The 20,835-nt window shown below is 61.9% G+C and carries 29 protein-coding genes, 1 tRNA gene and 1 pseudogene; 21 read left to right on the top strand and 10 right to left on the bottom strand.

Features of this window, described 5'->3' with window-relative positions:
• Nucleotides 1-161: 161 nt before the first annotated feature.
• Nucleotides 162-542: a DUF5594 family protein gene (locus ACWMMN_RS12675; protein ID WP_059233503.1), complete on the bottom strand. Its 381-nt coding sequence runs from the start codon at nt 540-542 to the stop codon at nt 162-164.
• Nucleotides 543-659: 117 nt separating this feature from the next.
• On the opposite strand from ACWMMN_RS12675, the gene ACWMMN_RS12670 reads away from it, so the two are divergent.
• Nucleotides 660-1,061 (top strand): hypothetical protein, encoded by a 402-nt coding sequence (locus ACWMMN_RS12670; protein ID WP_059233504.1) that lies wholly within the window; start codon nt 660-662, stop codon nt 1,059-1,061.
• A 196-nt stretch (nt 1,062-1,257) separates the two neighbouring features.
• Here ACWMMN_RS12670 and ACWMMN_RS12665 read toward each other — a convergent pair whose 3' ends face one another.
• Complete coding sequence (locus ACWMMN_RS12665; protein ID WP_034190701.1) at nt 1,258-1,572, bottom strand: hypothetical protein; 315 nt, start codon at nt 1,570-1,572, stop codon at nt 1,258-1,260.
• A gap of 143 nt (nt 1,573-1,715) precedes the next feature.
• Here ACWMMN_RS12665 and eco point away from each other — a divergent pair, with 143 nt between their 5' ends.
• Nucleotides 1,716-2,216, top strand: a complete 501-nt coding sequence (gene eco, locus ACWMMN_RS12660; protein ID WP_059233505.1) for a serine protease inhibitor ecotin — start codon at nt 1,716-1,718, stop codon at nt 2,214-2,216.
• A 36-nt stretch (nt 2,217-2,252) separates the two neighbouring features.
• Here the strand turns inward: eco and ACWMMN_RS12655 are convergent, their stop codons facing one another.
• Nucleotides 2,253-2,876 (bottom strand): TetR/AcrR family transcriptional regulator, encoded by a 624-nt coding sequence (locus ACWMMN_RS12655; RefSeq protein ID WP_342702700.1) that lies wholly within the window; start codon nt 2,874-2,876, stop codon nt 2,253-2,255.
• 115 nt (nt 2,877-2,991) lie between these two features.
• On the opposite strand from ACWMMN_RS12655, the gene ACWMMN_RS12650 reads away from it, so the two are divergent.
• Nucleotides 2,992-3,732, top strand: coding sequence for an SDR family NAD(P)-dependent oxidoreductase (locus ACWMMN_RS12650; RefSeq protein ID WP_059233507.1), 741 nt, complete (start codon nt 2,992-2,994; stop codon nt 3,730-3,732).
• Between the two features lie 57 nt (nt 3,733-3,789).
• On the opposite strand, the gene ACWMMN_RS12645 is transcribed toward ACWMMN_RS12650, so the two are convergent.
• From ACWMMN_RS12645 to ACWMMN_RS12630, 4 genes and pseudogenes are all read right to left on the bottom strand, one after another.
• The gene (locus ACWMMN_RS12645) at nt 3,790-4,122 is read right to left on the bottom strand and encodes a hypothetical protein (protein WP_059233508.1); all 333 of its coding nucleotides are present in this window, start codon (nt 4,120-4,122) and stop codon (nt 3,790-3,792) included.
• Nucleotides 4,123-4,340: 218 nt separating this feature from the next.
• Nucleotides 4,341-4,417: transfer RNA gene (locus ACWMMN_RS12640), tRNA-Met, on the bottom strand.
• A 326-nt stretch (nt 4,418-4,743) separates the two neighbouring features.
• Nucleotides 4,744-5,037, bottom strand: a pseudogene (locus ACWMMN_RS12635) (tyrosine-type recombinase/integrase); the annotation flags it as partial.
• On the bottom strand, nt 4,971-5,189 hold the full coding sequence (locus ACWMMN_RS12630) for an Arm DNA-binding domain-containing protein (RefSeq protein ID WP_486422718.1): 219 nt from the start codon (nt 5,187-5,189) through the stop codon (nt 4,971-4,973). The gene ACWMMN_RS12630 and the pseudogene ACWMMN_RS12635, both read right to left, overlap by 67 nt.
• A 911-nt stretch (nt 5,190-6,100) precedes the next feature.
• Between ACWMMN_RS12630 and ACWMMN_RS12625 the strand changes: the two genes are divergently transcribed.
• The 5 genes from ACWMMN_RS12625 to ACWMMN_RS12605 all read left to right on the top strand — a co-directional run bounded on the left by ACWMMN_RS12625 (nt 6,101) and on the right by ACWMMN_RS12605 (nt 8,422).
• A complete protein-coding gene (locus tag ACWMMN_RS12625; protein WP_486422717.1) occupies nt 6,101-6,655 on the top strand; it encodes a hypothetical protein in 555 nt (184 codons plus the stop codon).
• A gap of 357 nt (nt 6,656-7,012) precedes the next feature.
• Entirely contained in the window at nt 7,013-7,195 is a 183-nt protein-coding gene (locus ACWMMN_RS12620; RefSeq protein ID WP_322073556.1) for a hypothetical protein, read from the top strand.
• A gap of 332 nt (nt 7,196-7,527) precedes the next feature.
• Entirely contained in the window at nt 7,528-7,731 is a 204-nt protein-coding gene (locus ACWMMN_RS12615) for a helix-turn-helix domain-containing protein (protein ID WP_174998455.1), read from the top strand.
• Nucleotides 7,732-7,845: 114 nt separating this feature from the next.
• Complete coding sequence (locus ACWMMN_RS12610; protein WP_486423229.1) at nt 7,846-8,097, top strand: HGGxSTG domain-containing protein; 252 nt, start codon at nt 7,846-7,848, stop codon at nt 8,095-8,097.
• A gap of 118 nt (nt 8,098-8,215) precedes the next feature.
• A complete protein-coding gene (locus ACWMMN_RS12605; protein WP_486422716.1) occupies nt 8,216-8,422 on the top strand; it encodes a hypothetical protein in 207 nt (68 codons plus the stop codon).
• 28 nt (nt 8,423-8,450) lie between these two features.
• On the opposite strand, the gene ACWMMN_RS12600 is transcribed toward ACWMMN_RS12605, so the two are convergent.
• Complete coding sequence (locus ACWMMN_RS12600; protein ID WP_486422715.1) at nt 8,451-8,705, bottom strand: DUF4224 domain-containing protein; 255 nt, start codon at nt 8,703-8,705, stop codon at nt 8,451-8,453.
• A gap of 83 nt (nt 8,706-8,788) precedes the next feature.
• Here ACWMMN_RS12600 and ACWMMN_RS12595 point away from each other — a divergent pair, with 83 nt between their 5' ends.
• The gene (locus tag ACWMMN_RS12595) at nt 8,789-9,079 is read left to right on the top strand and encodes a DUF4224 domain-containing protein (RefSeq protein WP_486422714.1); all 291 of its coding nucleotides are present in this window, start codon (nt 8,789-8,791) and stop codon (nt 9,077-9,079) included.
• A 43-nt stretch (nt 9,080-9,122) separates the two neighbouring features.
• Here the strand turns inward: ACWMMN_RS12595 and ACWMMN_RS12590 are convergent, their stop codons facing one another.
• On the bottom strand, nt 9,123-9,743 hold the full coding sequence (locus ACWMMN_RS12590) for a hypothetical protein (protein WP_486422713.1): 621 nt from the start codon (nt 9,741-9,743) through the stop codon (nt 9,123-9,125).
• 147 nt (nt 9,744-9,890) lie between these two features.
• Between ACWMMN_RS12590 and ACWMMN_RS12585 the strand changes: the two genes are divergently transcribed.
• The 12 genes from ACWMMN_RS12585 (at nt 9,891) to ACWMMN_RS12530 (ending at nt 19,621) form a co-directional block, all read left to right on the top strand.
• Nucleotides 9,891-10,061, top strand: a complete 171-nt coding sequence (locus ACWMMN_RS12585) for a hypothetical protein (RefSeq protein WP_486422712.1) — start codon at nt 9,891-9,893, stop codon at nt 10,059-10,061.
• On the top strand, nt 10,054-10,230 hold the full coding sequence (locus tag ACWMMN_RS12580) for a hypothetical protein (protein ID WP_486422711.1): 177 nt from the start codon (nt 10,054-10,056) through the stop codon (nt 10,228-10,230). Before ACWMMN_RS12585 ends, ACWMMN_RS12580 begins: the two co-directional genes overlap by 8 nt.
• The gene (locus ACWMMN_RS12575; protein WP_486422710.1) at nt 10,223-10,558 is read left to right on the top strand and encodes a hypothetical protein; all 336 of its coding nucleotides are present in this window, start codon (nt 10,223-10,225) and stop codon (nt 10,556-10,558) included. The genes ACWMMN_RS12580 and ACWMMN_RS12575 overlap by 8 nt, the downstream gene beginning before the upstream one ends.
• Nucleotides 10,551-10,943, top strand: coding sequence for a hypothetical protein (locus ACWMMN_RS12570; RefSeq protein ID WP_486422709.1), 393 nt, complete (start codon nt 10,551-10,553; stop codon nt 10,941-10,943). The genes ACWMMN_RS12575 and ACWMMN_RS12570 overlap by 8 nt, the downstream gene beginning before the upstream one ends.
• A gap of 92 nt (nt 10,944-11,035) precedes the next feature.
• Entirely contained in the window at nt 11,036-11,917 is an 882-nt protein-coding gene (locus ACWMMN_RS12565) for a hypothetical protein (RefSeq protein ID WP_486422708.1), read from the top strand.
• A 138-nt stretch (nt 11,918-12,055) separates the two neighbouring features.
• Nucleotides 12,056-12,307 (top strand): helix-turn-helix transcriptional regulator, encoded by a 252-nt coding sequence (locus tag ACWMMN_RS12560; RefSeq protein ID WP_486422707.1) that lies wholly within the window; start codon nt 12,056-12,058, stop codon nt 12,305-12,307.
• Nucleotides 12,308-12,312: 5 nt separating this feature from the next.
• Nucleotides 12,313-13,155 (top strand): Rha family transcriptional regulator, encoded by an 843-nt coding sequence (locus ACWMMN_RS12555; RefSeq protein WP_486422706.1) that lies wholly within the window; start codon nt 12,313-12,315, stop codon nt 13,153-13,155.
• On the top strand, nt 13,152-14,267 hold the full coding sequence (locus ACWMMN_RS12550; RefSeq protein ID WP_486422705.1) for a hypothetical protein: 1,116 nt from the start codon (nt 13,152-13,154) through the stop codon (nt 14,265-14,267). The genes ACWMMN_RS12555 and ACWMMN_RS12550 overlap by 4 nt, the downstream gene beginning before the upstream one ends.
• Nucleotides 14,264-14,779, top strand: coding sequence for a hypothetical protein (locus ACWMMN_RS12545; RefSeq protein WP_486422704.1), 516 nt, complete (start codon nt 14,264-14,266; stop codon nt 14,777-14,779). The genes ACWMMN_RS12550 and ACWMMN_RS12545 overlap by 4 nt, the downstream gene beginning before the upstream one ends.
• On the top strand, nt 14,776-15,645 hold the full coding sequence (locus ACWMMN_RS12540) for a hypothetical protein (RefSeq protein WP_486422703.1): 870 nt from the start codon (nt 14,776-14,778) through the stop codon (nt 15,643-15,645). The genes ACWMMN_RS12545 and ACWMMN_RS12540 overlap by 4 nt, the downstream gene beginning before the upstream one ends.
• 2 nt (nt 15,646-15,647) lie before the next feature.
• Nucleotides 15,648-16,949, top strand: a complete 1,302-nt coding sequence (locus ACWMMN_RS12535) for a hypothetical protein (RefSeq protein ID WP_486422702.1) — start codon at nt 15,648-15,650, stop codon at nt 16,947-16,949.
• Nucleotides 16,949-19,621 carry a glycoside hydrolase family 73 protein gene (locus tag ACWMMN_RS12530; RefSeq protein WP_486422701.1) on the top strand — a complete coding sequence of 891 codons (2,673 nt, stop codon included), beginning with the start codon at nt 16,949-16,951 and terminating at the stop codon, nt 19,619-19,621. The genes ACWMMN_RS12535 and ACWMMN_RS12530 overlap by 1 nt, the downstream gene beginning before the upstream one ends.
• Before the next feature lie 440 nt (nt 19,622-20,061).
• Here the strand turns inward: ACWMMN_RS12530 and ACWMMN_RS12525 are convergent, their stop codons facing one another.
• The gene (locus ACWMMN_RS12525) at nt 20,062-20,577 is read right to left on the bottom strand and encodes a J domain-containing protein (RefSeq protein WP_322073538.1); all 516 of its coding nucleotides are present in this window, start codon (nt 20,575-20,577) and stop codon (nt 20,062-20,064) included.
• Nucleotides 20,578-20,835 lie beyond the last annotated feature (258 nt).

Below are 20,835 nucleotides of genomic sequence, written 5' to 3'. Positions count from 1 at the left end.
CGCGCGCCCGGTTGCCGGTTGCGTGCGCAGCCATGCGGAGGGGTGGAGGCGGCGATGAACGGCCCGGCCGGTGCAGCGGCACCGGGACGGGGCCGGTCGAGTGTATCACCGGGCTGCGTGACGCGACGCCGGCACGTGCGGCTGCAGGCCGGCGTGCGCAATCAGCCTTCGAAGTCGAGACCGCCGAGCCGCACGAGCGGGTCGGCCTGCGTGCGCGACGCGAGATCGATCTCGCGTGCGCCCTGCCATGCGCCGAGCTTTCTCGGCAGCGCGGCCAGGTAGTGCTCGAAGCGCTGCGGGCCGTCCGGTTCCATCAGCCGCTCGATCTCGTCGGTGTCCCAGGTCAGCTCGAGGTTCAGCGGATGCTCGAAGCCGCTCACATGCTCGTGCGGCGCGCTGCGGATCTGCACGCGCGTCGGATGCCCGTGACCGCCGTACGGGACGACGTCGGTCAGCACGTGCTCGGCGAAGTAGGCGGCGATCGCCTGCGCGATGCGCGGGGCGAATTCGGTATCGAAACGGCGGGCGGTTTCGGGCTGCATGAAGGCGTCTCCTGTATGCCGAAAATCGTAGCACGGGGATGACGCGTTTCGGTGTGCGCGATACCGGTAATCGCGCGTTACCACTTGCTGCATCTATTACGGCCGCGCACCGCCACAATGCATCGCATCCAGTACCACTTCGCGTGGGAGTCCATCATGAAAAAGATTGCCGCAGTGTGTGTCCTCGCCGGTTCGCTCGCCGTGGCGGGCCCGGCGTCCGCGCATGGCCGCGACGGCGGCGCCGTCATCGGCGCATTGATCGGCGGCGCGGTGCTGGGCGCGATCGTGACGTCCGCGATGAATCCGCCCGTCGCGTATCAGGCGCCCGTGTACCAGGCACCGGCCTATCAGCCGCCGACGTATTACCAGGCGCCTGCGTACCAGCAGCCTGCGTATCCGACGTATCAGCAGGCGCAGTACCAGGACGACGGCCCGAACTATTGCTACGACCGCTACCAGCGTGCATACGTGTGCGGCGCGCCGGTGCAGGGCGGCTACGCGCAGCCGGCCGGCTGGTAAGCCGGCGCACACGACGCCTGGACGGGCAGGGCGCCGGCAGGCCGGCACCCGCCGACGGTCATTCGCCGGACCGGACGACAAAAGGCCCTCGCTTCATGCGAGGGCCTTTGCTTTTGCGCGGCCACCGGTTCGGCTGCGTGACGCGCGACCGGCCATCGGCGGGCCGCACGCGGATACAAACGGTTGCAATTGCGCGTCAGTGGCGATGGCCGCCACCGCCGTCACCGCGCCCACCGCCATCGTTCCAGTCGCCGCGGCGTCCGCCGCGCCCCCAGCCATTGCCGCGGTTGCCGCGATCGCCGTCCCAGCGGTGGTAGTCGCGCCGGCCGCGATCCCAGTCGCGTCCGCCGCCACCGCCCCAGATGTTGACCGTGCCGTACACGGGGGACGGCGCGTACGCGTAGCCGGGATCGGAATAGTAGGGCTGCCCGTAGCCGTATCCGGCGTCCGGGGCGACGACGCAGCCGGCCAGCAGGGTGGCGACGCCGGCGGCAGCAATGAGCTTCAGCATGATGTTCTCCGTTGGTTGCCGTATAAGTACCGCGCACGGGAACCGGCGACTGTTTGCAATTGTGTCTGCAAATTACAGCTCCGTAAGGTCCTGATGCGAAAGTGTTAGCATCCGGGGCTCATTTGTTTTTCAGGAGCACATCGATGAAATTCGCGATCCGGGCCGCACTGGCCGCTTTCTGCGTAACGACTGCCGCCGCGTGCGTGGCGGGCCCCGCATCGGCGCCCGCCGTGCCGGCCGAGTCGATCAAGATGTTTCCGCAGGCAGCGGCCGGCCAGCAGCGCGTCGTGATCGGGCTGCCCGCGCTCGAGAACGAGGGCGATGCCCGCGTCGAGCTGATGATCGGCAAGACGCTGCAGACCGACTGCAACCAGCAGTGGTTCGGCGGCGAGCTGAGCGCAGAGGACGTGAAGGGCTGGGGTTATACGTACTACCAGCTCACCGACGTGAAGGGCCCGGCCTCGACGCTGATGGCGTGCCCGGGCCAGGCGCCGCAGCAACGCTTCGTGCAGGTGCGCGGTGACGGCCAGCTGCTGCGCTACAACAGCCGCCTGCCGCTCGTCGTCTATGTACCGGACGGCTTCGAGGTGCGCTATCGCGTGTGGCATGCGTCGAAGGACGTGCAGCACGCGGCGAAGCAGTAACCCGCCGGTGCGGTCGCGCGCGGCGGGGTCCTGCCGCTACGCGCCGCCCGTGCTGCTCGCACCGACGAGCGCCGGCCATGCGGCCAGCGCGGCCTGTGCGACGGCCTCCAGATCGCGGCGGCTCGCGCCGTCGCGCGCCTGGATCGACATGCCCTGCTGAACCGTCACGTAGTAGCGGGCAATCGCGTCGAGGTTCGCGTGTACCGAGATCTCGCCGATTGCGACGCCTTGCCGGAGGCGCTCCCGCAGCGCCTCCACCGTACCCTCGCGCATCGCGATCAGCGTTTGCCGGACCGTATCGGAGCGTTCGGCCGGATGCAGCGCCGACAGCACGACCAGGCAGCCGGCCGGTTTCGAGCGCCGCGTGAATACGCGTGCGGTATTCATCAGGTAGTTTTGCATCGCGTCGTGCGCGTTGCCCGCGCGTTCGACACCCTCCCAGATTTCCCGTCCTTCCGTGGCGCCGTAGCGATCGAGCGCCTGCCGGAACAATGTCTCCTTGCTTCCGAATGCCGCATACAGGCTTGGCGACGCGATGCCCATCGCGGCCGTTAGGTCCGTCATCGACGCACCCTCGTAGCCGAGGCGCCAGAACACCTCCATCGCGCGATCCAGCGCCGCTTCCTTGTCGAAGCTCCTCGGTCGGCCTCGTTCAGCCATTGCATCCGTCCCATCGTCGATATCTGTATCGATCGATAAAATAAATCAATTGACTGTGCGGCGCAACTTGCCACATTCTGTGTTGGTCGTTACATAAATGAGGAAAGGAACCGACATGAACCGACTTCAGGGCAAACGTGCACTCATCACGGGCGGCAGCCGCGGCATCGGCGCAGCGATCGCGAAACGGCTGGCGGCCGATGGTGCGGACGTTGCGATCACCTACGAAAAATCGGCCGAGCGGGCGCAGGCCGTTGTCGCGAGCATCGAGGCGCTGGGGCGTCGTGCCGTCGCGATCCAGGCCGACAGCGCAGATCCGGTTGCCGTGCGCAATGCGGTCGACCGCGCGGCGGAGACGTTCGGCGGGCTCGACATTCTCGTCAACAACGCGGGGATTTTCCGGGGGAGTGCGCTGGATGACCTCACGCTCGACGATATCGACGCGACGCTGAACGTGAACGTGCGCGCTGTGATCGTCGCGTCGCAGGCGGCGGCGCGGCATCTCGGGGAGGGCGGGCGCATCGTGTCGACCGGCAGTTGCCTCGCGACGCGCGTGCCCGATGCGGGGATCAGCCTCTATGCGGCGAGCAAGGCCGCGTTGATCGGCTGGACGCAAGGGCTCGCGCGCGACCTCGGCTCGCGCGGCATCACGGTCAACATCGTGCATCCGGGGTCGACGGATACCGACATGAATCCGGCGGACGGCGAACATGCGAGCGCGCAGCGTTCGCGGATGGCGATTCCGCAGTACGGCAAGGCCGATGACGTGGCTGCGCTCGTGGCGTTCGTCGTCGGGCCGGAAGGGCGGTCGATCAACGGGACCGGGTTGACGATCGACGGCGGTGCGAACGCGTAAAGGCCGATGGCCGGCGTGAGCTGGCCGGGTGGCGATGCGTTCGTTGTTCGTGATTCGTTACTGGCAGCCGAGGCGCTGATGCTCGGCTTCCAGGTCGGCCCGTTTGTCGTAGGCGCGCAGTTCGTTGCGCGGTTTGCCGTCCGGGCCCATTCCGCGCACGATCTTCTGGCCACGGTCGGGTGAGTGCGTTACCGCGTCGATGCCCGCGGCCAGTTCACGGCAGCGGGCGTTGGAGGATGAGGGCGCCTGATGCGGTGCTGCCGCGGCTGTGACGTTGGCGATGCCTGGGCTGACGTAGCGCTGTTTGGCGGGGGCCGTGCCGGTATCGGCGGCGTTTGCCGTGCCGGCCATCACTGAAAGCGCGGCGAGCGCCGCGATCGTTCGAATCATTGGAGAAGTCCGTTTGCTGAACTGAAGAAGGTTCGGAATTCTACGCAATGTGCGGTGTAGGTCTGCGGCGAATGGGGGCGGTGCGGTCGCGTGTCGCAGGTCAGGGTGAAGACTTGATTGCATCGCCGGCCGTGTGCGTGGCTGCACGCGCGCACAACGTTCGCGAAACGCCGAACAGCAAAAAGCCCGCTTGCTTTCGCAGAGCGGGCTTCGGCATTTGGTTGCGGGGGTAGGATTTGAACCTACGACCTTCGGGTTATGAGCCCGACGAGCTGCCAGACTGCTCCACCCCGCGGCGCGAAGTGTACTTTGAGTCGATGCGGGGAGTCAATCGATTCGTGACTTTTTCTGGAGGGCGCCGTGTTTGTCATGGCGCTGTGTGGTCGTTTGCCTTCTCGATTGTTGTTTATGTCGCGGGGCAGGGCGTGTCTTTTGTCTCAAAGATCTTAGGCGGCTGGCTGGGTGGCACCTTATAGGCACCCTGATCAGTGAGTCTGATGTAGGGCGGCGCACTTCTCGGGACGCCTTGCTTACGAGCATTGTTTCGGCCACTCCGCTTTCGATGCGAATAGTGACCGACGCTCATTGCTTGTGTGCGCGGACAGAGTTTTTGGCGATCTACTATTGGCCTATGGCTAGCGCGATGATTTTGGCTCCGCCCTTGAGTTTGTCGAGGTAGTCGGCCCATGCCTGCATCATTCGCCTGCGCTCCGGCAGATATTCGGCGTGGACGTAGGCGGCCGTCACTTGATTGCGTTCGGCATGTGCCATCTGACGCTCTACAACGTCCCGGCCGTAGCCTAGTACACGCAGAGCCGTAGCCGCCAGCCCGCGAAACCCGTGCCCCGTCATTCGGGACTTGTAGCCCATGCGATAGAGCGCATAGAGCATCGTGTTGTTCGAAATGTGGCTCCGAGCGTCTTCTGTTTGCCAAGGAAGCGGTAGGACAAGCGCCAGTACTTCGCGCCGTTCGGTTGGACGAGCAAGAACATCCCGTTGCCGTCCGTCAGTTTGTATGGTGCCGCGCTGGCCTTCGCGTTGCGCACCTGTATGTCAGTGAGAGGCATTGTTGGTATCTGTGTTGTTGGTATCTGCTGATACCAACAAAAATATCAACACTTTCTCTGGCTGTCACTGAGCAACCTTGGGTAACGACAGGAGCTAGAGGTCCGCCAGACGGGCTTGGGCGGGGAGTTTCTTGGTGATCTTGGGGGAGGTTTGGGGCTTGACTGGTCCCCCGACAGAATTCACGTTGGCATTGCTGTCGGGTGTTTCAAGAGTATTTGTTTTTGTTATGCCCCCAAAAATGCCCCAACCGCGTGCTGCCAGCTTATTTGCTACGAGGATCGGATAATTAGGGCGGCATGCCGGCAAGTCAACGCGAAGTTACTTCGTGTGGAAATCGCTTTTGCCGATGGCTCGGTGTCGCAGATCGGGCGATCTCCCCAGGGCTCGCCCTGGCAGCCGGGGTTTGCAATCGATTGCACGTCGGAGAAAGATGCTTTTCTGAAAGTTACTTTGCGAGTCTCAGAAGTGATTTCAGGCGCCTAATTTTCATTTTTCATGGTTTCCTCATCGCTTTCTCATGGGATCGGCCGGCGGCCGTGCACCCGGATCGTAGCGCGGCGCGCCGTTTAAACGGGCGCGGCGCGCCGCAGCACTGGCGCGGCGCGCCGAAATGTAGAGGGTCTCAGGGAGGTCAGCATATTGATGCGATATCGCATTGGTATCGAACTGGTATCAATTCGATAGCGATTCGCTACCGTTCACTTTCCAAATTCGCGTAGGTCACTCATATGATTGCGTTCCGGAAAGGACTGGGGTACAATCCTTCCAACACTCGGATAAAGCCGAGTAAACGAACGAAACCCCGGCGAGCTTTGCGGGCGCGGCCGGGGTTTCAAATGGATGGCAGGGACGTTTAACTGGCTAGGGCCAGCCCTGCTACTTGCATGGTCACACCTGCGAAGGGCGTAACGTGGCATCTATTGTAGAGAAGTACGGATCCTTCGTAAAGGATCAAATCGATTACCAAGAAAAGCAGGCAGTTCGCGCCGTCAATCGCAACGAAGAGACGAGGGCGAAGGCTGCTCAGGGGCGTGCCGCGATGTTTCGGCAGCTTCTCACCGACTTGTCTAGTCTCGACAGCCTCGGAAATTCAGGGGCACCTCACCAGCAAGATCCTATTCGGCTCTCCCCGCACGACCTAGACGGTCTGCCGGAGGAACTGCTGAACGAGCTCAGTCTGAACGATTCCGATCGCAAGGACTTTCTCATCATCGAAATCATCGACGACATCGGCGGGACCGCCTCCCTGGACCGGATTCTGGTCAATCTGTACAAGCGAACAGGTGAAGTTGAGAAGAGAACGAAGCTGGTGTCGAGGCTGTATCGGATGGCTGCCAAAGAGCTGATTTATCAGCATCCGGACAAAAAAGGGGTCTACACAACCAAACAGATCGAGCAGCGTGACCAGAGCTCGCTCCTTGATCTGATCGACGCACCCGACCAGGAGGACCCTGACCTGCTCTGAAAATGGAAGCGGCCGGGTTCCAGCCCGGCCGCGTGCGACGAGGGGTCGAGAGTGGCCTCACGCCGACTTGTTCACTTGGGATAGTGAAATGGAAGTTTACCACTTAGGTGGAGCTGACATGCAAGTCTTCAAAACTGCTTTCCGCAGTATTTCTGGAGATTCGCATGATTTCATGCTCATACCCGAAAGCCGTGCACGTCCGTCAGTACGTGCGCGTTCGTCGAGGCCGCTTCGAAACGGTCTGCGAACATTGCCGCTCTTGGCCTAGCCGGTAACTTGCCCGGCTAAGTGTGGCTAGCCCCGCCTCGAGCGGGGCTTTCTCCCGAACGGGGCATTTCTTTTTGCTTGGAGAATGACGTGAAGAAACTCGCAGTTGCTCTCGTTGCATCGATGTTCGTCACGGTTGCGTTCGCTCAGGCTTCGGCGCCCGCCGCGGCACCCGCGAAGACTGGCGCCAAGGCGAAGAAGCACAAAGTGCATAGCAGCAAGCCGTTCACTCTCGACAAGTCGAAACTCGACAGCGGCGACAAGCTGCAATAAGTGTGATCTAACCGAAACGAAGCCCCGCCCCGAGCGGGGCTTTTCACATCATCGGCGCCCACTGCCCTATGGTTGCTCGATTATTTGGGCCGGTACGATGGTTGTGGATAACTTTGCTGCGGACCGGTGCTTAAATATTGAGCAGACAGGGTGCCGCGGCGAGTGCTTTTATTTACGGGCGTCTCCCGTAAAGCGGACAAAAATTGTCCACACGTCGACAAACTGATAAGCAGCGTTATGTTAAATTGAGTACGTTTGTCGTCGTTATGTACTCATATCGGGAGACACGCTATCATCGGTGCATCATCCTCACGCGCGTGCGAGGCGCATACATGACCCCTGACGAATTCACCGCGTCGCTCGCGCGCCTTGGGTGGAAGCAAGCGGACTTCGCCCGCATGGCGGACGTCGACAAGAACACGCCGAGTCGGTGGGTGAACGGTCAATCGCCAATCCCGGGATGGGCGGCGCGGTTCCTCGAGATGGCCGAGCGTATCAAGCAACTTGCCGCGCTCATCGAGCCACCTAAAGCGTAGGGGGCCGCCGTGACCGATGCCGACAGACGAAATCGGCTGAGAGCCTATTACGCCGAATGCGACCGTGTACGCACCGAACGCGAAGCGATCGAGCTCGCGGAGTTTGAGCTGTTGATGCAGCAGGGCAGGTATCGGCGGTCGCAGGATCCCCCACTGGTTCCACTGTTCCCACCATTCCCTGACGAACTGCGCGGTCTAGCTTGCGGAGCAAAGACTCGGGCGGGCTCACCCTGCAAGATCGCGGCGATCTACAGTAACGGCCGGTGCAAATTGCATGGGGGATTGTCGACCGGCCCCCGCACCGTCGGCGGGAAGGCGAGGGCCGCTCTGAACGGACTGACGCCCAAATCGAAGCGAACCCCATGAGAAGTAGTCAAAAGCTAAGGTGCGGGTCGTAATCGGTATCGGGACGCCGGTTGAGCCGTGTTTTGGGCGTTGCCGGGAACCTTGGAACGGGACGGGCGGTGAATCTAATGGAGGCGAGTTGCACATCCTTACCAACGACGAGTTGATTCAACTCACGGGCGGCCTCAAACAGGGGGCCGCGCAGATTCGCTGGATCGAGCGCCAACTGGGGTTCAAGCCACCCCGCAAAGTCGATGGTCATCCAATGATCACGTGGGAGCAGATCAACGGCTCCGCTCAGCCTGTTCTGCGGCGCACCGAGCCGAAATGGAAAGTAGCGTTGTGATCTCGGAGCAATTCATGTGGCCCTGCGATCATTTCTTGGTATGAGCGGAGCGAAGGGCGGGCCGGAGAGCCGGCCGCTCGCGCGTGCCGGGCGCGTCGCCGGCGAGGCCGGCCTTCTTCGCCTGGAGCGACTCGAAGGTTGACCAGGTCATGATCACGGCGCCGTTCGCGGCCGTGACGACGTCGATACCGAACGTCGCCTTGAACCACTCGGCCTGTTTGCGGTACCGCTTCATTCCGGTCACGCGGATCAGGTCGTCGGGAGACAACAGTCTATCGCTCACCTGGCATTTTCCTCTGCTTCATATGAAACCGCTGGATTGCGGGCGAGAGCCCGCCATTTCGATCAGAGTGCGTCCCGCGCCATATGTCTATGACCAACACGTCACAACTTCCTCACGGCAACCGATACCTTACGCGCGATGAGCTGGCTGAACTCGTAGGATGCCAGCCGCGCAGTCTCGCATGCATGCGACGCTGGTTGGAGCGCAACGGTTGGGCGCATGCGGTGAACATCGCTGGTTTTCCAATGGTTGCGCGGGATTATTTCGTAGCGCGTATGACCGGCGCGAAGCCAACCAAGGTTGAATCTCCCGCCGAGCCCGATTTTTCTGCCTTGGATTCGTTGCTGGCTGAAGGTAGGCGCCGAAAGACGTAAGGGGCGCAGCGGCACACGAACAGCGTCCTGTCGTCGCTGGCGTCTACCGCTTGATTTTCCAGCCGCGGGTAGGGTGGAGCTCAGGATAGACGGTATCGACGACAAGGCCGGTCAGTACCGGTGTCGTTTGGCCGACCCAGAATATCGCAAGGTCGCCGGCTTGGATGTGCATTGACGGATCCCGTGGCGCCGAGATCCATTCAAATCCCCTGTCTGGCGAAGCGATCCTGAGTGCAATCCATGTGTCGCCCTTGGGCGACTTGTCGACTCGCGTCACGATTGCCGGTATGAAAGCTTCTTCGCGGATCGTGGTGTCAATGTACTCGCAGGCATATCCGAACGCAGCTTCATTGTCTGCGAAGCGTAGGGATTGCGTGTTACCTAGATCGGCATTCGCGTTTGAAGATATGTTTCTAGAGAAGATCGATTTCAGCACGTTGAACACGGTTCCCCCGGGCTTTAACACGTGGAAGTTGGAATGCTGTTTGCTCGGCATCTTGCCATGGCCGTCCCAGTTTACAAATTCCCTCTTGACGCCTCGCGATTGGCGGCGATAACCTGCAGTCGTCGCTGAGACAACAGTGGCCGGGCGTGGAAACCCGTGGACTACAGGCGGACGAGCCGCCGCAGACGCGGCTATTTTTTCGTCCGTTCGCTTCTGCACGCCAATTTTCTATGGCGGGCCGGGCGAGGGCCAGCTTCGGCTGGGCCGGTTTCCTGTAGGCCGGTTTTCCACCCCTTGTCGTCGGGCCCGCCACCCTCACGTGGAAATGAGCGGCGGGTCTCCATGTCACCTACAGGAGGCCGCATCATGCGCCAAGCCATCGCTCGTCCCGAGCAACCGCAATCCCCACTCGAAATTATTCGTACCGCGCTGCGTTCCGCTGCGCTCGCGCCGACCTATCAAGATGCACTTGATGTGACCGGCGACGCACTTTGCCGACTGGCCGAGCTTGCTCGCGAAGAGGTGCGCCATGGCTAAGCGACACACGGTTGCCCGGCTGATCAACCAGTTGGAGGCGTTGAGTGACTTGATGATGGGCGGCGGCGCCGATGCCTTCGTACTGTTGACAGACGGTGCGCAAACGGAAATTCGCATCCTGTTTGCTGCGTTGTGCGACGAACTCCAAGCGGAGGCGCGCAATGTCTGACGTCAAGCCTGCACAGCTGGATCAAGCGCTCTCTGCCGTGTTGACGCGAGATCACTGGAGCAACGACCGCGCGCCGGAACTATCGACAGTGCCAACGGCACTGATCGGTGACGTGCATCGCGCCGCTGAAGCGATCGGCGTAATTGCCCGGCTCGTTCACAACAGCATTTGCGAGCCAGGCATGTCTGGTGCCGAGCCATTGGGGCAGGGCGCCCACCTTGGTCTTTTGAGCGCAGCCGAACTGATTGGGCGGTATCTCGGCGAGGTGGGAGAGAAGATGCGCGAATGCGCGAGCGCTGCTGACGATCGGGAGGTGCGACATGGATAAGGCCACGTTGGAATCCGCATCGGCGGCGCGCGCTGTTAGCGTGTTGAGCGAATCGCGTAATCGATTCGGCACGTCACCCAATGTCCCGGACGGCATCACGTTCTTTCTGAATGATATGTTCCGCGCGCTCCAGGGGATCTCGACAATCACCAAGATCCTGGCCGAGAGCTCGGTGCAGGAAGATTTTGACGACGGGACGCCTCTAGACTCGACGGACGCCTATGGCCTGATGGTTGGCGCGCAGGCCTTGTCGGATCTGCTGATGCAGAGGGCGGATGATTTGGCGGACAGCCAGGTGTTCGCGGGCGCGTGCGATGTCAGCGAGGTTTCGTCTAGCGCCGACGGCCAAGTGGGCACGAAACGGCAGCGCGCCCATTTGGCATAATCGCTTCAACCGCGCCTAGCTCGACGGGGCGAAAACCGGGCTCCCTTACCCGGCCGGCGCGGTTCCTCATAAGGGTTTCGCAGAGGGATGCGATGAGTACCGACGGACCGCGCTCATTCTCGGCGCATAAGGCCGCTGAGCGCGCCAAGTTTATTAGCTATCGAGAAGCGCTGACCAAGCTGGCCGAGTTCACTGGCGAGCCTTTGCATGTGATTGCGGATTATCTGAGATCGCGGAAGGTCGCCTTCGATATCGTCGCTTGCTTAGCTCCAAGCTCCCAAGTGATCAACGGGAATAGCAATCTCATCCAGTTGTTGCTCAACGACACGGTCCGTTCTTGTGAGATCAAGAATCGGGTGAAGGTTCCGAAAATTCCCAAGTCACTTGCGACAACTGGATTGACCGTTGCGAAGGAATCCGATGGGAGGCCGGTGGTGCGAATGGCAGGCGAAAAATTTGCGGATTCGTATATCGATCCTGACCTTGTCGGTTGGTGGCGCGGGGGCTTTATATATGTGCTCCAGCAGGCTGATCTACCGTGCCCAAAATCACTGTGGCCGCCTGAGTGCTATCCGGTTGAAATCGCGCTGCGCCCAAGTTCTGCCATGCATGCGGAGTGGGCCGCCGCAGACGTCATTGCGGCGATGCGTGCTACCAGGTTGACCGCGCGAGAGGTTAAGCCGGTCGTGCAGGCGACGGGTAACGATGCTGAAACGAACGAGGGGGCGCCCGTTTCCGATCGCAGGCCGTCGCAGGGTAAGCAAAGCGCGCAAGAGGACGCCATCCTCAAGGAACTGGAGCGACAGGGTTACCGCGCTACTGCGTTACCGAAGGGAGCCAAGGGGCGCCCGGGGCCAAAATCGGCGGTTCGGCAGGTGTTGACGAGTAACAGGCAACTGTTCCCGTCCGAAAAGACGTTCAATCTGGCGTGGGACCGTTTGCGGCAGCGGCAGGACATCTGCGACCAGGCATAGAGCGGCACCAGATTCCTACCTCGGAATTCGTACCTCAGAATTCGTACCTCAAATTGAGGTAGCGAGGTAGGGTTGCGCCGAGGGATGGTCCTCACCATCTAATCACAGCCATGTCCACCGACCCGCAAGGTTTTGCACATGGCAACCAACCCTACCCACGCGACGGCCGGCGATGCACTCCCCGAGCCGCGATCGCTGCCCCTTGACGGCCTCACTTCCTGGAATGACCTGAAAGCCTTCGTGCCGTTCTCGCGCGAGACCGTGCGCAAACGCGAGCTCGAGGGGCGCTTCCCTCGTCGCCAGCGCCTGTCCCAACGCTGCGCGGCATGGCCGAATCGCGAACTGCATCGCTGGTTCGCAGATCCTGCCGGCTATCGCGCAGAGGCCTGACGCTGATGGCGACAACCCAAAAGCAAAAGGGCCGCGACTCTGGCAAGTGCGCGACCCCGACAACCCGCATTGATCATACCGCGTCGGCCAATGGGCTGTCACACGATCTGGTTCGCGTGAGGGCCGGCGCGGCCGTGACGGACTCGCTGACGATTTCACGTGAGTTCGGGCGCGCTCACAAGAACGTGCTCGCGTCGATCGATGCCTTGGTCAGCGGCGGGACGATCAACGGGCTTGATTTCAAGCCGGTCGAATACCGCGACGCCAAAGGCGAATTGCGGAGGGCAATCGAGTTGACTGAGCGCGGCGCGCTGATTGCAATGCCGTTCATCGGCGGCGCGCGGTCCCGTGAAGGGCAGGTACGTCTCGTCGACGCGTTCATGCGGCTGCGGGAGCAGCTTGCGCGACCACGCTCGCCGGATAGCGTCCCGCAGACGCTGGCAGATGCGCTGCGGCTTGCTGCCGACCTGGCCGATCGATGCGCGCGTCTTGAGGGCGCGAGTCAGCGGCAGACGCAATACGCTGCCGCGCTCGACCGGCTGTCGGCGGCTGATGGCTCGGTGAATATCACGGCTGCAGCGAAGAGCCTGAAGGTCAAGCCGACGTTCCTGTTTAGCTGGCTGTCACGCGAGCAATGGATCTATCGCCGCGGCGGTGGCCGCTGGACTGCGTACCAGGTCGCGATCATGCGTGGCGTGCTCGAGCACCGAACCGCGACTATCCATCGTGACGATGGCACTGATAAGGCGGTCGCTCAAGTGCTGGTGACGCCCAAGGGGCTGGCGGAGCTCGCGCAGAAAGTCGCGGTCGATGCTAGGTCCGCACTGATGCGCGCGAGAGGTGCATGACCATGAAAAATATGCCGTGGTTCCGTATGTACACCGACGCCGTCGACGACGAGAAGCTGCGCCTGATCGCTCCTAGCGATCGCTGGTACTTCTTCGCGATCTTATGCTGCAAAGGCAAAGGGATTCTCGACGAAGGCGGCGCGCTTCTCAAGCGCAAGGTGGCCGTCAAGCTGGGCCTGCAAGTGGACGAGCTCGAGGAGGTCGCGCGGCGTCTTGCAGAAGTGGCTTTGATCGATCGTGAGACGCTGCAGCCATTGGGCTGGGAAGGGCGCCAGTTCAAGGGCGATGGCGATCCGACTGGTGCCGAACGCAAGCGTCGCCAACGTGAGCGCGCGAGGGCCGCTGGGGGATCGAACGCGGTTGAACGAACCGGCGAAGAGGGTCACGGACATGTCACGCGTGACGGTCACGGACAGGTCACGACAGGTCACGGTCATGTCACGCGTACAGATACAGATACAGATACAGATACAGATACAGATACAGATACAGATACAGATACAGAAGAAGAGAAAGACAAAAAACAAGCGCACACGCGCAAGCGCGGTGCGGATGTATCTGATCCGGCGGACGAGAAACCGTTGAACGCAAAGGCACTCGTCGCTGAAGGCGTTGAGCGTCAGCATGCAGTCGATTGGCTTGCGCTCAGGAAGGCGAAGCGCCTACCGCTCACGCCGACTGCATGGGAAGCCGTCCGGGACGAGGCTGGCAAGTGCGGTATGACGCCCGCGCAGGCTGTCGAGCACGCCGTCAAATCGAACTGGGCCGGCTTCAAGGCGAAATGGGTCGTCGAATCGGACTCCCCTGATCGGAAGCTCGGTGGCGCGTGGTGGCTGTCCGATGAGACTGCTTTGGCGATGGCTAGCAAGGTTGGCGTCGGCAGGGCATACCCGACTGAATCACGCGACGCATGGCACGCGCGCATCCGTGCTGCGATCGATAACGGTGGTGTGCCGCCCGTGCCGCCATCGCAGCAGCAGTCACTGTCGACATTACCGGCTGTTGTCGCGGAGGCGGCGAAGCAGGCTATCCCAGCGGACGCACGCGCCGCGCTGCTCGACATTGCCCGGCGCAGTAGCGTCTCGCGCCAACTGGTGGGGAACGCCACATGATGGCCGTGGATATTGAAGCTGGAATGGGAGGGGAAACCAACATGGATGAAATTGCAGCTGGCGGCCTCGAGGATCTGTCTCCATCGGAGATGCGTGAGAAGGTGGCCGCGCTTGAAGCCGAAGTTCGGAAGCTGCCGCAAGTCGATTGCCCGGTGCACCATCACTTCGCACCTGGCGTCTACGCGCGGCAGATGACGATCCCGGCTGGCGTCGTCGCGACTGGCGCGGTTCACAAGACCGAGCATCTGACGATCATATCGAAGGGGCGCTTGCGCATCACGACAGACGACGGCATGCGTGAATTTTCGGCGCCGGCGATCTTCAAATCGATGCCGGGTACGAAGCGCGCGGCGTATGCAATCGAAGAAGCCGTTCTTACCACGATTCATGCGACCGACACGACGAACCTCGATGACCTTGTCGAGGAGCTGACGGAATCCACCAGTCGGCAATTGCTTGGGGGGAGCGAGAACCTGCAGTTGCTTAACGAACGAAAGGAGTTGACCAAATGAGCTTCGGAATCACGGCTGCCGTCGTTGGCGGTGTTGGATCGGTAATCGGTGGTGTTATCGGCGGCAATGCTGCCGAGGATGCTGCGCAAACTCAGGCAGATGCCGCGAATCGTGCTGCCGACCTGCAGTGGAAGCAATATCAGCAGACCCGCGACGATCTCGCACCATATCGCGATCTCGGGTCGAGCTACATCCCGCAGCTGAAGGATGCACTACAGAACCCCTTGCTCTCGGCTACCTTCAACTACGGCTCATTCACGGCCCCGACGGCGGCCGAGGCGGCCGCCACGCCGGGATATCAGTTCACCCTGCAGCAGGGATTGAAGGCGGCGCAGAACAGCGCGTCGGCGCGCGGGCTCGGTGCATCCGGCGCAGCGATGAAGGGAGCCGAAGCGTATGCGACGGGGCTCGCAGATTCGACGTATGGCGACACATTCAATCGAAGCCTCTCGACCTACAGCACGAACCGCGGCAATGCGCTGAGCAACTTCGGCACGAACTACGGGATTGCGAGTGACGCCGTGAATCGGCTGCTCGGACTTGTCGGGAACGGTCAGAACGCTTCGGCAATGACTGGTGCGATGGGCGCACAGGCTGCCGGCAATGTCGCGAACGCGATCACCTCTGGCGCGGCCGCCTCGGCTGCAGGCACCGTCGGCGGCGCGAATGCGATTACTGGTGGACTGTCTGGGCTGGCGAACAGCATGACTGGCGGCTTGATGCTGAACAAGCTGTTTGCGCCGGCAACGGCGCCGGTCGCCGCATCGGGTTCGACTCTCTACGGCGTGACCGGCGGCGCGCTGGGCGGCGGCGTAAATCCGGCCTCGTATGGAGTCGGCAATAACCAATACAACTTCACGGGCTGATCATGGCACTCGATCCGAATATCTCTCTTCAGGTGCAACCGGTTCAGGTACAGAACCCGCTCACCCAGTACGCGCAATTTGCCAGCGCGCAGGGCGCTCAACGTCAAAATCAACTGCTCGACCTCGCGATCCAGGACAAGCAGCGTGAGACGGCGCAGGCGCAAGCCTTGAACGACGCATTTAAGGCGCCTGGTGCCGTCAATGCGGATGGCACGCTGAATGCGAGCGGGATCGTCGGCAACGTCGCTTCGAGCGGCTACGGCGCTGCGGTCCCGGGCCTCGCGAAGTCACTGGCCGAAACACAATCGGCGCAGCTTGCTCAGCAGAAGGCAAGTGTCGAGGGGGCGCTGCAGAAGGTCGGTGCCGTTGGGCAAGTGCTCGGTGGCGTATCCGACCAAGCGAGTCTGGATCTCGCCCGGCAATGGGTTACTCAGCACGTCGGGGCTGATGCCGCAGCCAACATGCCTGGCACTTACGATCCGACTGCGATTGCGAATCTTCAGCAGAAGGGGCTGACTGTGATGCAGCAGCTCGACCAGCACAATAAGGCGATCGACCAGCAACTCGCGCAGGCTCAGTTCGGCGAGACGCAGCGGCACAACCTCGCGAGCGAAGGAATCGAAACGCGTGCGCAGAACATGCGTGCCAACGAGTACGATCCGAACAGCGGCATGATCATCAACAAGGCCACCGGGCAGGCGATGCCTGCAATGAATGCGAACGGACAGCCGATCGGTCCGAAGACTCAGCAACCGACCGAATACCAGTCCCAATCCGCAGTCTACGGGGCACGCGCGCTGTCGGCCGATCGCGTCATGAGCGATCTTGCGGGGAAGTATTCGCCGCAGGCCGTGAACCTGGCGGCGGCTACTTCCGATATTCCGCTGCTCGGGACGCTGGTCAATAAGCGCAGCAGCGAGAACACGCAGCGCGTCGAGCAGGCTCAACGTGACTTCGTGAACGCCGTGCTGCGTAGGGAGTCCGGCGCATCGATCGCGCCGGGCGAATTCAGCAACGCCCAGAGACAATATTTCCCGCAACCTGGTGATTCCGAGGCGGTCATCGCTCAAAAGGCAGCGAACCGTCAGACCGTCATCGAAGGATTGCGTCGAGGCTCGGGCAATGCGTGGTACGAACCGAATGGGATGCAGACCGCAACCCATACTCAGCCCGGTGCGTCCGGACTGCAGCCACAAGCTATGTCGGGTGCGAATGGAGTGCCGGCAATTCCGAGCGGCACTATCAAAGCGGACGGTGGAAAGTCGTATCAGTTTGATGGTCACGGCTGGCTGGAGGTGCAGTGATGGCGAATTACGTTACCGATCCTTTCCTTCTTGCGCGGCTGAACGGTGGGCAGGGAACTGCGCCCGCCGACGTGGGCCCGGCTTCTTTCGTACAGCAGTACGGCGGAGTTGCTGATTCCGTCGGCAAGCAGCTCGGTGTCGACCGCAATGTGCTGCTCGCGCAGTGGGGGCATGAAACGGGCTGGGGCAAATCGGTGATCCCGGGCACGAACAACCTCGGGAATATCAAAGACTTCTCGGGCGGCGGCGCGGCGGCGCGCGATAACATGACGGGCAGCACCGATGCGTATCGCGCTTATGCGAGCCCGAGCGATTTCGCGTCGGACTATGCCAGCCTGATCTCGCGGAAGTATCCGGGCGCTGTTGGCGCCGGCGCTGACATGAATAGGTATGCATCGGCGCTGAAGGCTGCCGGCTATGCCGAGGATCCGCAATACGTCGGGAAGCTGCAGGGCGCATTGCGGACCGTTCAGCGAGCTCAGGCGCCGGCCGCACAGCCGGGCATGCTTGCTCGCGTTGGGAATGCCGTCGCGAGCGCAGTATCTGGGACCGCGAATGCCGCGACGCCAAACTATGTGACAGATCCCCAGCTTCTCGCACGGTTGAACGGGACGGCACCCGCGCCCGCCTCTGCACCGGCCGTGGCATCGCAGTCGTCGCCGTGGACCGTCGACAATCTCGGGCACCAGTTGGGTTTGGCGGCGCGCGCAGTCGGTCACGGCGTGGCCGACGCGGTCGGCCTGGTCGCGAATCCCGTGAACGCGACGATTAACGCCGTTGGTGGTGCGCTCGGGCATGATCCGCACCTGCAGGACGTCGACACGCTGATCAAGCGTGGCGTCGATTCGATCACGCCGGCGCCGGCGAACAGCACCGAGCAGATCGCAGGCGAGATCGGCGGCGCGATCGCAAACCCGGTCAATTTGATCGGTGGCCCCATCGTGGGCGGTGCGCGCGGGCTGGCGAGCATGGTCGGTCGCGGTGCGGTTGCCGGCGCCGTTACCGGCGCTGCGCAGCCCATGCACCAGGGAGACACCCTCGGCACGATGGCCGAACGCGCTGGTGTCGGCGCGCTGGGCGGTGCCGTCGGTGGCGCGGCAGGTTCCGCGCTCGGAGCCGTCGCCGATCGCCTCGCAACGGGCGTCAACAGGGTCATGTCGAGCGTCGGCGCGCGGCTGCCGTCGACGCAGGTCGCCGCGTCGCAGAACGCCGATGCGGTGATTCGCCAAGCTGCGGCTGACCAGGGCATCGACATTTCGGTGATTCCCGACAGCATCCTGAACAACGTGCGCTCGCGGGTAACGGACGCCCTCGCGACCAATCGGGCGCTCGATCCGGCGGCCGCACTGCGGCAGGCGGAAGGAACTGCTGTGCTTGGTCCGCAGAACGGGCTGACGCTCGGGCAAGCCACGCGCGATCCGCGACAGTTCACGACCGAGCGCAACCTGCGCGGCATCAAGAATGCTGGCGAGCCGCTGATGCAGCGGTACGCGGACCAGAATACCGCGCTGATCGACTCCCTGAACCGCCAGGGTGCAAACGAGGCGCTCGGCGAGTACCAGACCGGCCGGCAGCTGATGGATGCGCTCGGGCGAGAGGATGCGGCATCACAAGCACGTGTCGCCGGCATGTATGCCCAGGCCAACGCGATTAACGGTAACGAGATTCCGCTTGACGCGACTCAGTTCGTTCAGGCTGCGCGCCAAAACCTTCGGCAAGGGGTTGCAGATCGGCACTTGCCGGGCGCATTCAGGGGCATTCTGGACGATATCGAGTCAGGGGCGCAGCCATTCAACGTCGCGGATGCGGAGCAGATCAAGAGGCAACTCTCGACGGCGATCGCCAACAACGACGGCAAGAACGGTAACATCGTCCACGCGCTGGGGATCGTCCGTGATGCGCTCGACAACACGCCTCCGCTTCTCGGTGGCGAAGCGGCGCAGGGCGCCGAGGCGATCGCGGCGTTCAATCGTGCGCGCGATGCCGCAGCAGCTCGATTCGGCACTATCGATTCGACGCCAGCGCTCCAAGCGCTTACGGCCGGTCGCGCCGTTCCGGACGACTTCTTTAGCAAGTATGTGCTGAACGGAAATGTTGGCGACGTGAACGCGCTCATGAGAATGGTCCCGGATCAAGGGCGCGCGCTGCAGACGCAGGCGCTCGAGTACCTGAAGGGGAAGGCGCTCGGCGGCGCGAGCGACGAGATTGGGACGTTCTCGCAGTCGAATTTCAACAAGGCGCTCAACTCGATGGGAAATGTGAAGCTAAATGCGCTCTTCGGGACGCAGCAGGCGGCGCAGCTTCGGCAGATCGGACGCGTCGCCGCAAACGTGCAGGCTGAGCCGGCCGGTGCCGCGGTGAATCACTCAAACACCGCGGCCGCCGGTGCTTCGATGGCAATGAATGCGCTGACGGCAATTTCCGACCGCTTGAAAATTCCGGGGTTGAATATCGCCCGCAACTCGATCAATCAGTTCGTCAATGAACGTGCGGCGCAGACCGCGCTTGGCGGCGAGCTTCCAATGGCGGTCCAACGGCGTTCGCTCGATTCGCTGAATCAGCTTCTTCCGTTCGTGCCTGGGGTCGCTGGAGCGGTGGCCGTACCAGCAAACCAACAGCCTGTCCGCAATACGAACGTGAATGCGCTTTTTCCTTACGGGGCGCAGCCTTGACTGGTGCTGTTGTAGGTGTTCCTGCTCGCGTAACTTCGCCACAGGCCAATTTGGATGCTCAAGATCACGGGTTCCGATAGTCCATATAGCACGAAGGCAGTCGCCGGCTCATGAGAAACAATCCACTACCGTTAGATCGGGCGGTGTCTAGTCAGGCTTTCCGCCTCGATTGGTTTCGCATGCTCGCAGATATCTGCCGTAACGGGTATTCGTTGTATGACCTTGCGCGAGATGCTTCTGTCCCGCGGAGTACCCTCGATTCATATCGGCGTGGCAGCGAGCCGTCGCATTCCGTTGGTTCGCGCCTTCTGATTGCGTGGTCTATCAAGACGGGTCGAGATCCTCGCGATGCACCTACTGAGAATCACGCCCGTCCATCGCCGGGCGCTCGCCGATAGGGAGCGCACCGGATGATGTGCCGTGCTCGGCCGCGCGAGGAATTACTTTCGCGAAAGGAATGCCAGAAGGAAGATTGCTCCGAACAGTAGCCCAAATGTCTTCACCGCGGCGAGCACGCTATCGCGCCCGAACACTCGATATCTACGCTTTTGATCGCCTTGCGCGCGAGAGACTGCTTCCCAATCAACTTGAAACGTGGCGCGTCGTCTCGGCTGTGCGGCGGCAGCGTCGGCGCCGTGGTTTGCCTCATGTTGGCTGGTTCCGGGTCTTGGCCACTCAGTGTTGGAGGGATGCAGCGTTCTGTCATAACCGGCGCGTCGGGACGGATCAGATAGGACGGCATATGCATCATTGATCGATTGCATGAGCGCGCCAGCTTCGGGACTCGGATTCTTGTCCGGGTGCCACTTTTGCGAGAGTGCCTTGTACGCGGCGCGGATGACCTCCGGCGGTGCGTCCCGTGTTACGCGCAATACATCGTAGTGCGTGCCGCTCACAATCCCTCTCCCATGGCGCCCATTTTTATTTCCCCGTTTGCCGTTGCATGGCCACAACATTGTCGTGCGCGCCGTGACAAGGCGTCACTTTGCAAAACCGCGTGGCGATCCAAGGCTATCGCGAAAATTCGAATGCGTCACTCTGTAGCCGCGACTGACATTTTTTGTTCGATAGCGAGAGTCCACGGTGATCCTCGAAAAAATGTTGCCAAGGCGGATCGGCATCGCTAATCTTGCTTCACACCCCGCCTGGGTAAGGCATCGACTGAAGTGCGCCGAAACTGATCGGCAAATATTTTGAAAGCCCGCTCTGCGGGC

The organism is Burkholderia cepacia complex sp. TUM26381, from assembly GCF_057439935.1.
This window is presented reverse-complemented; position numbering and strand designations above follow the sequence as displayed.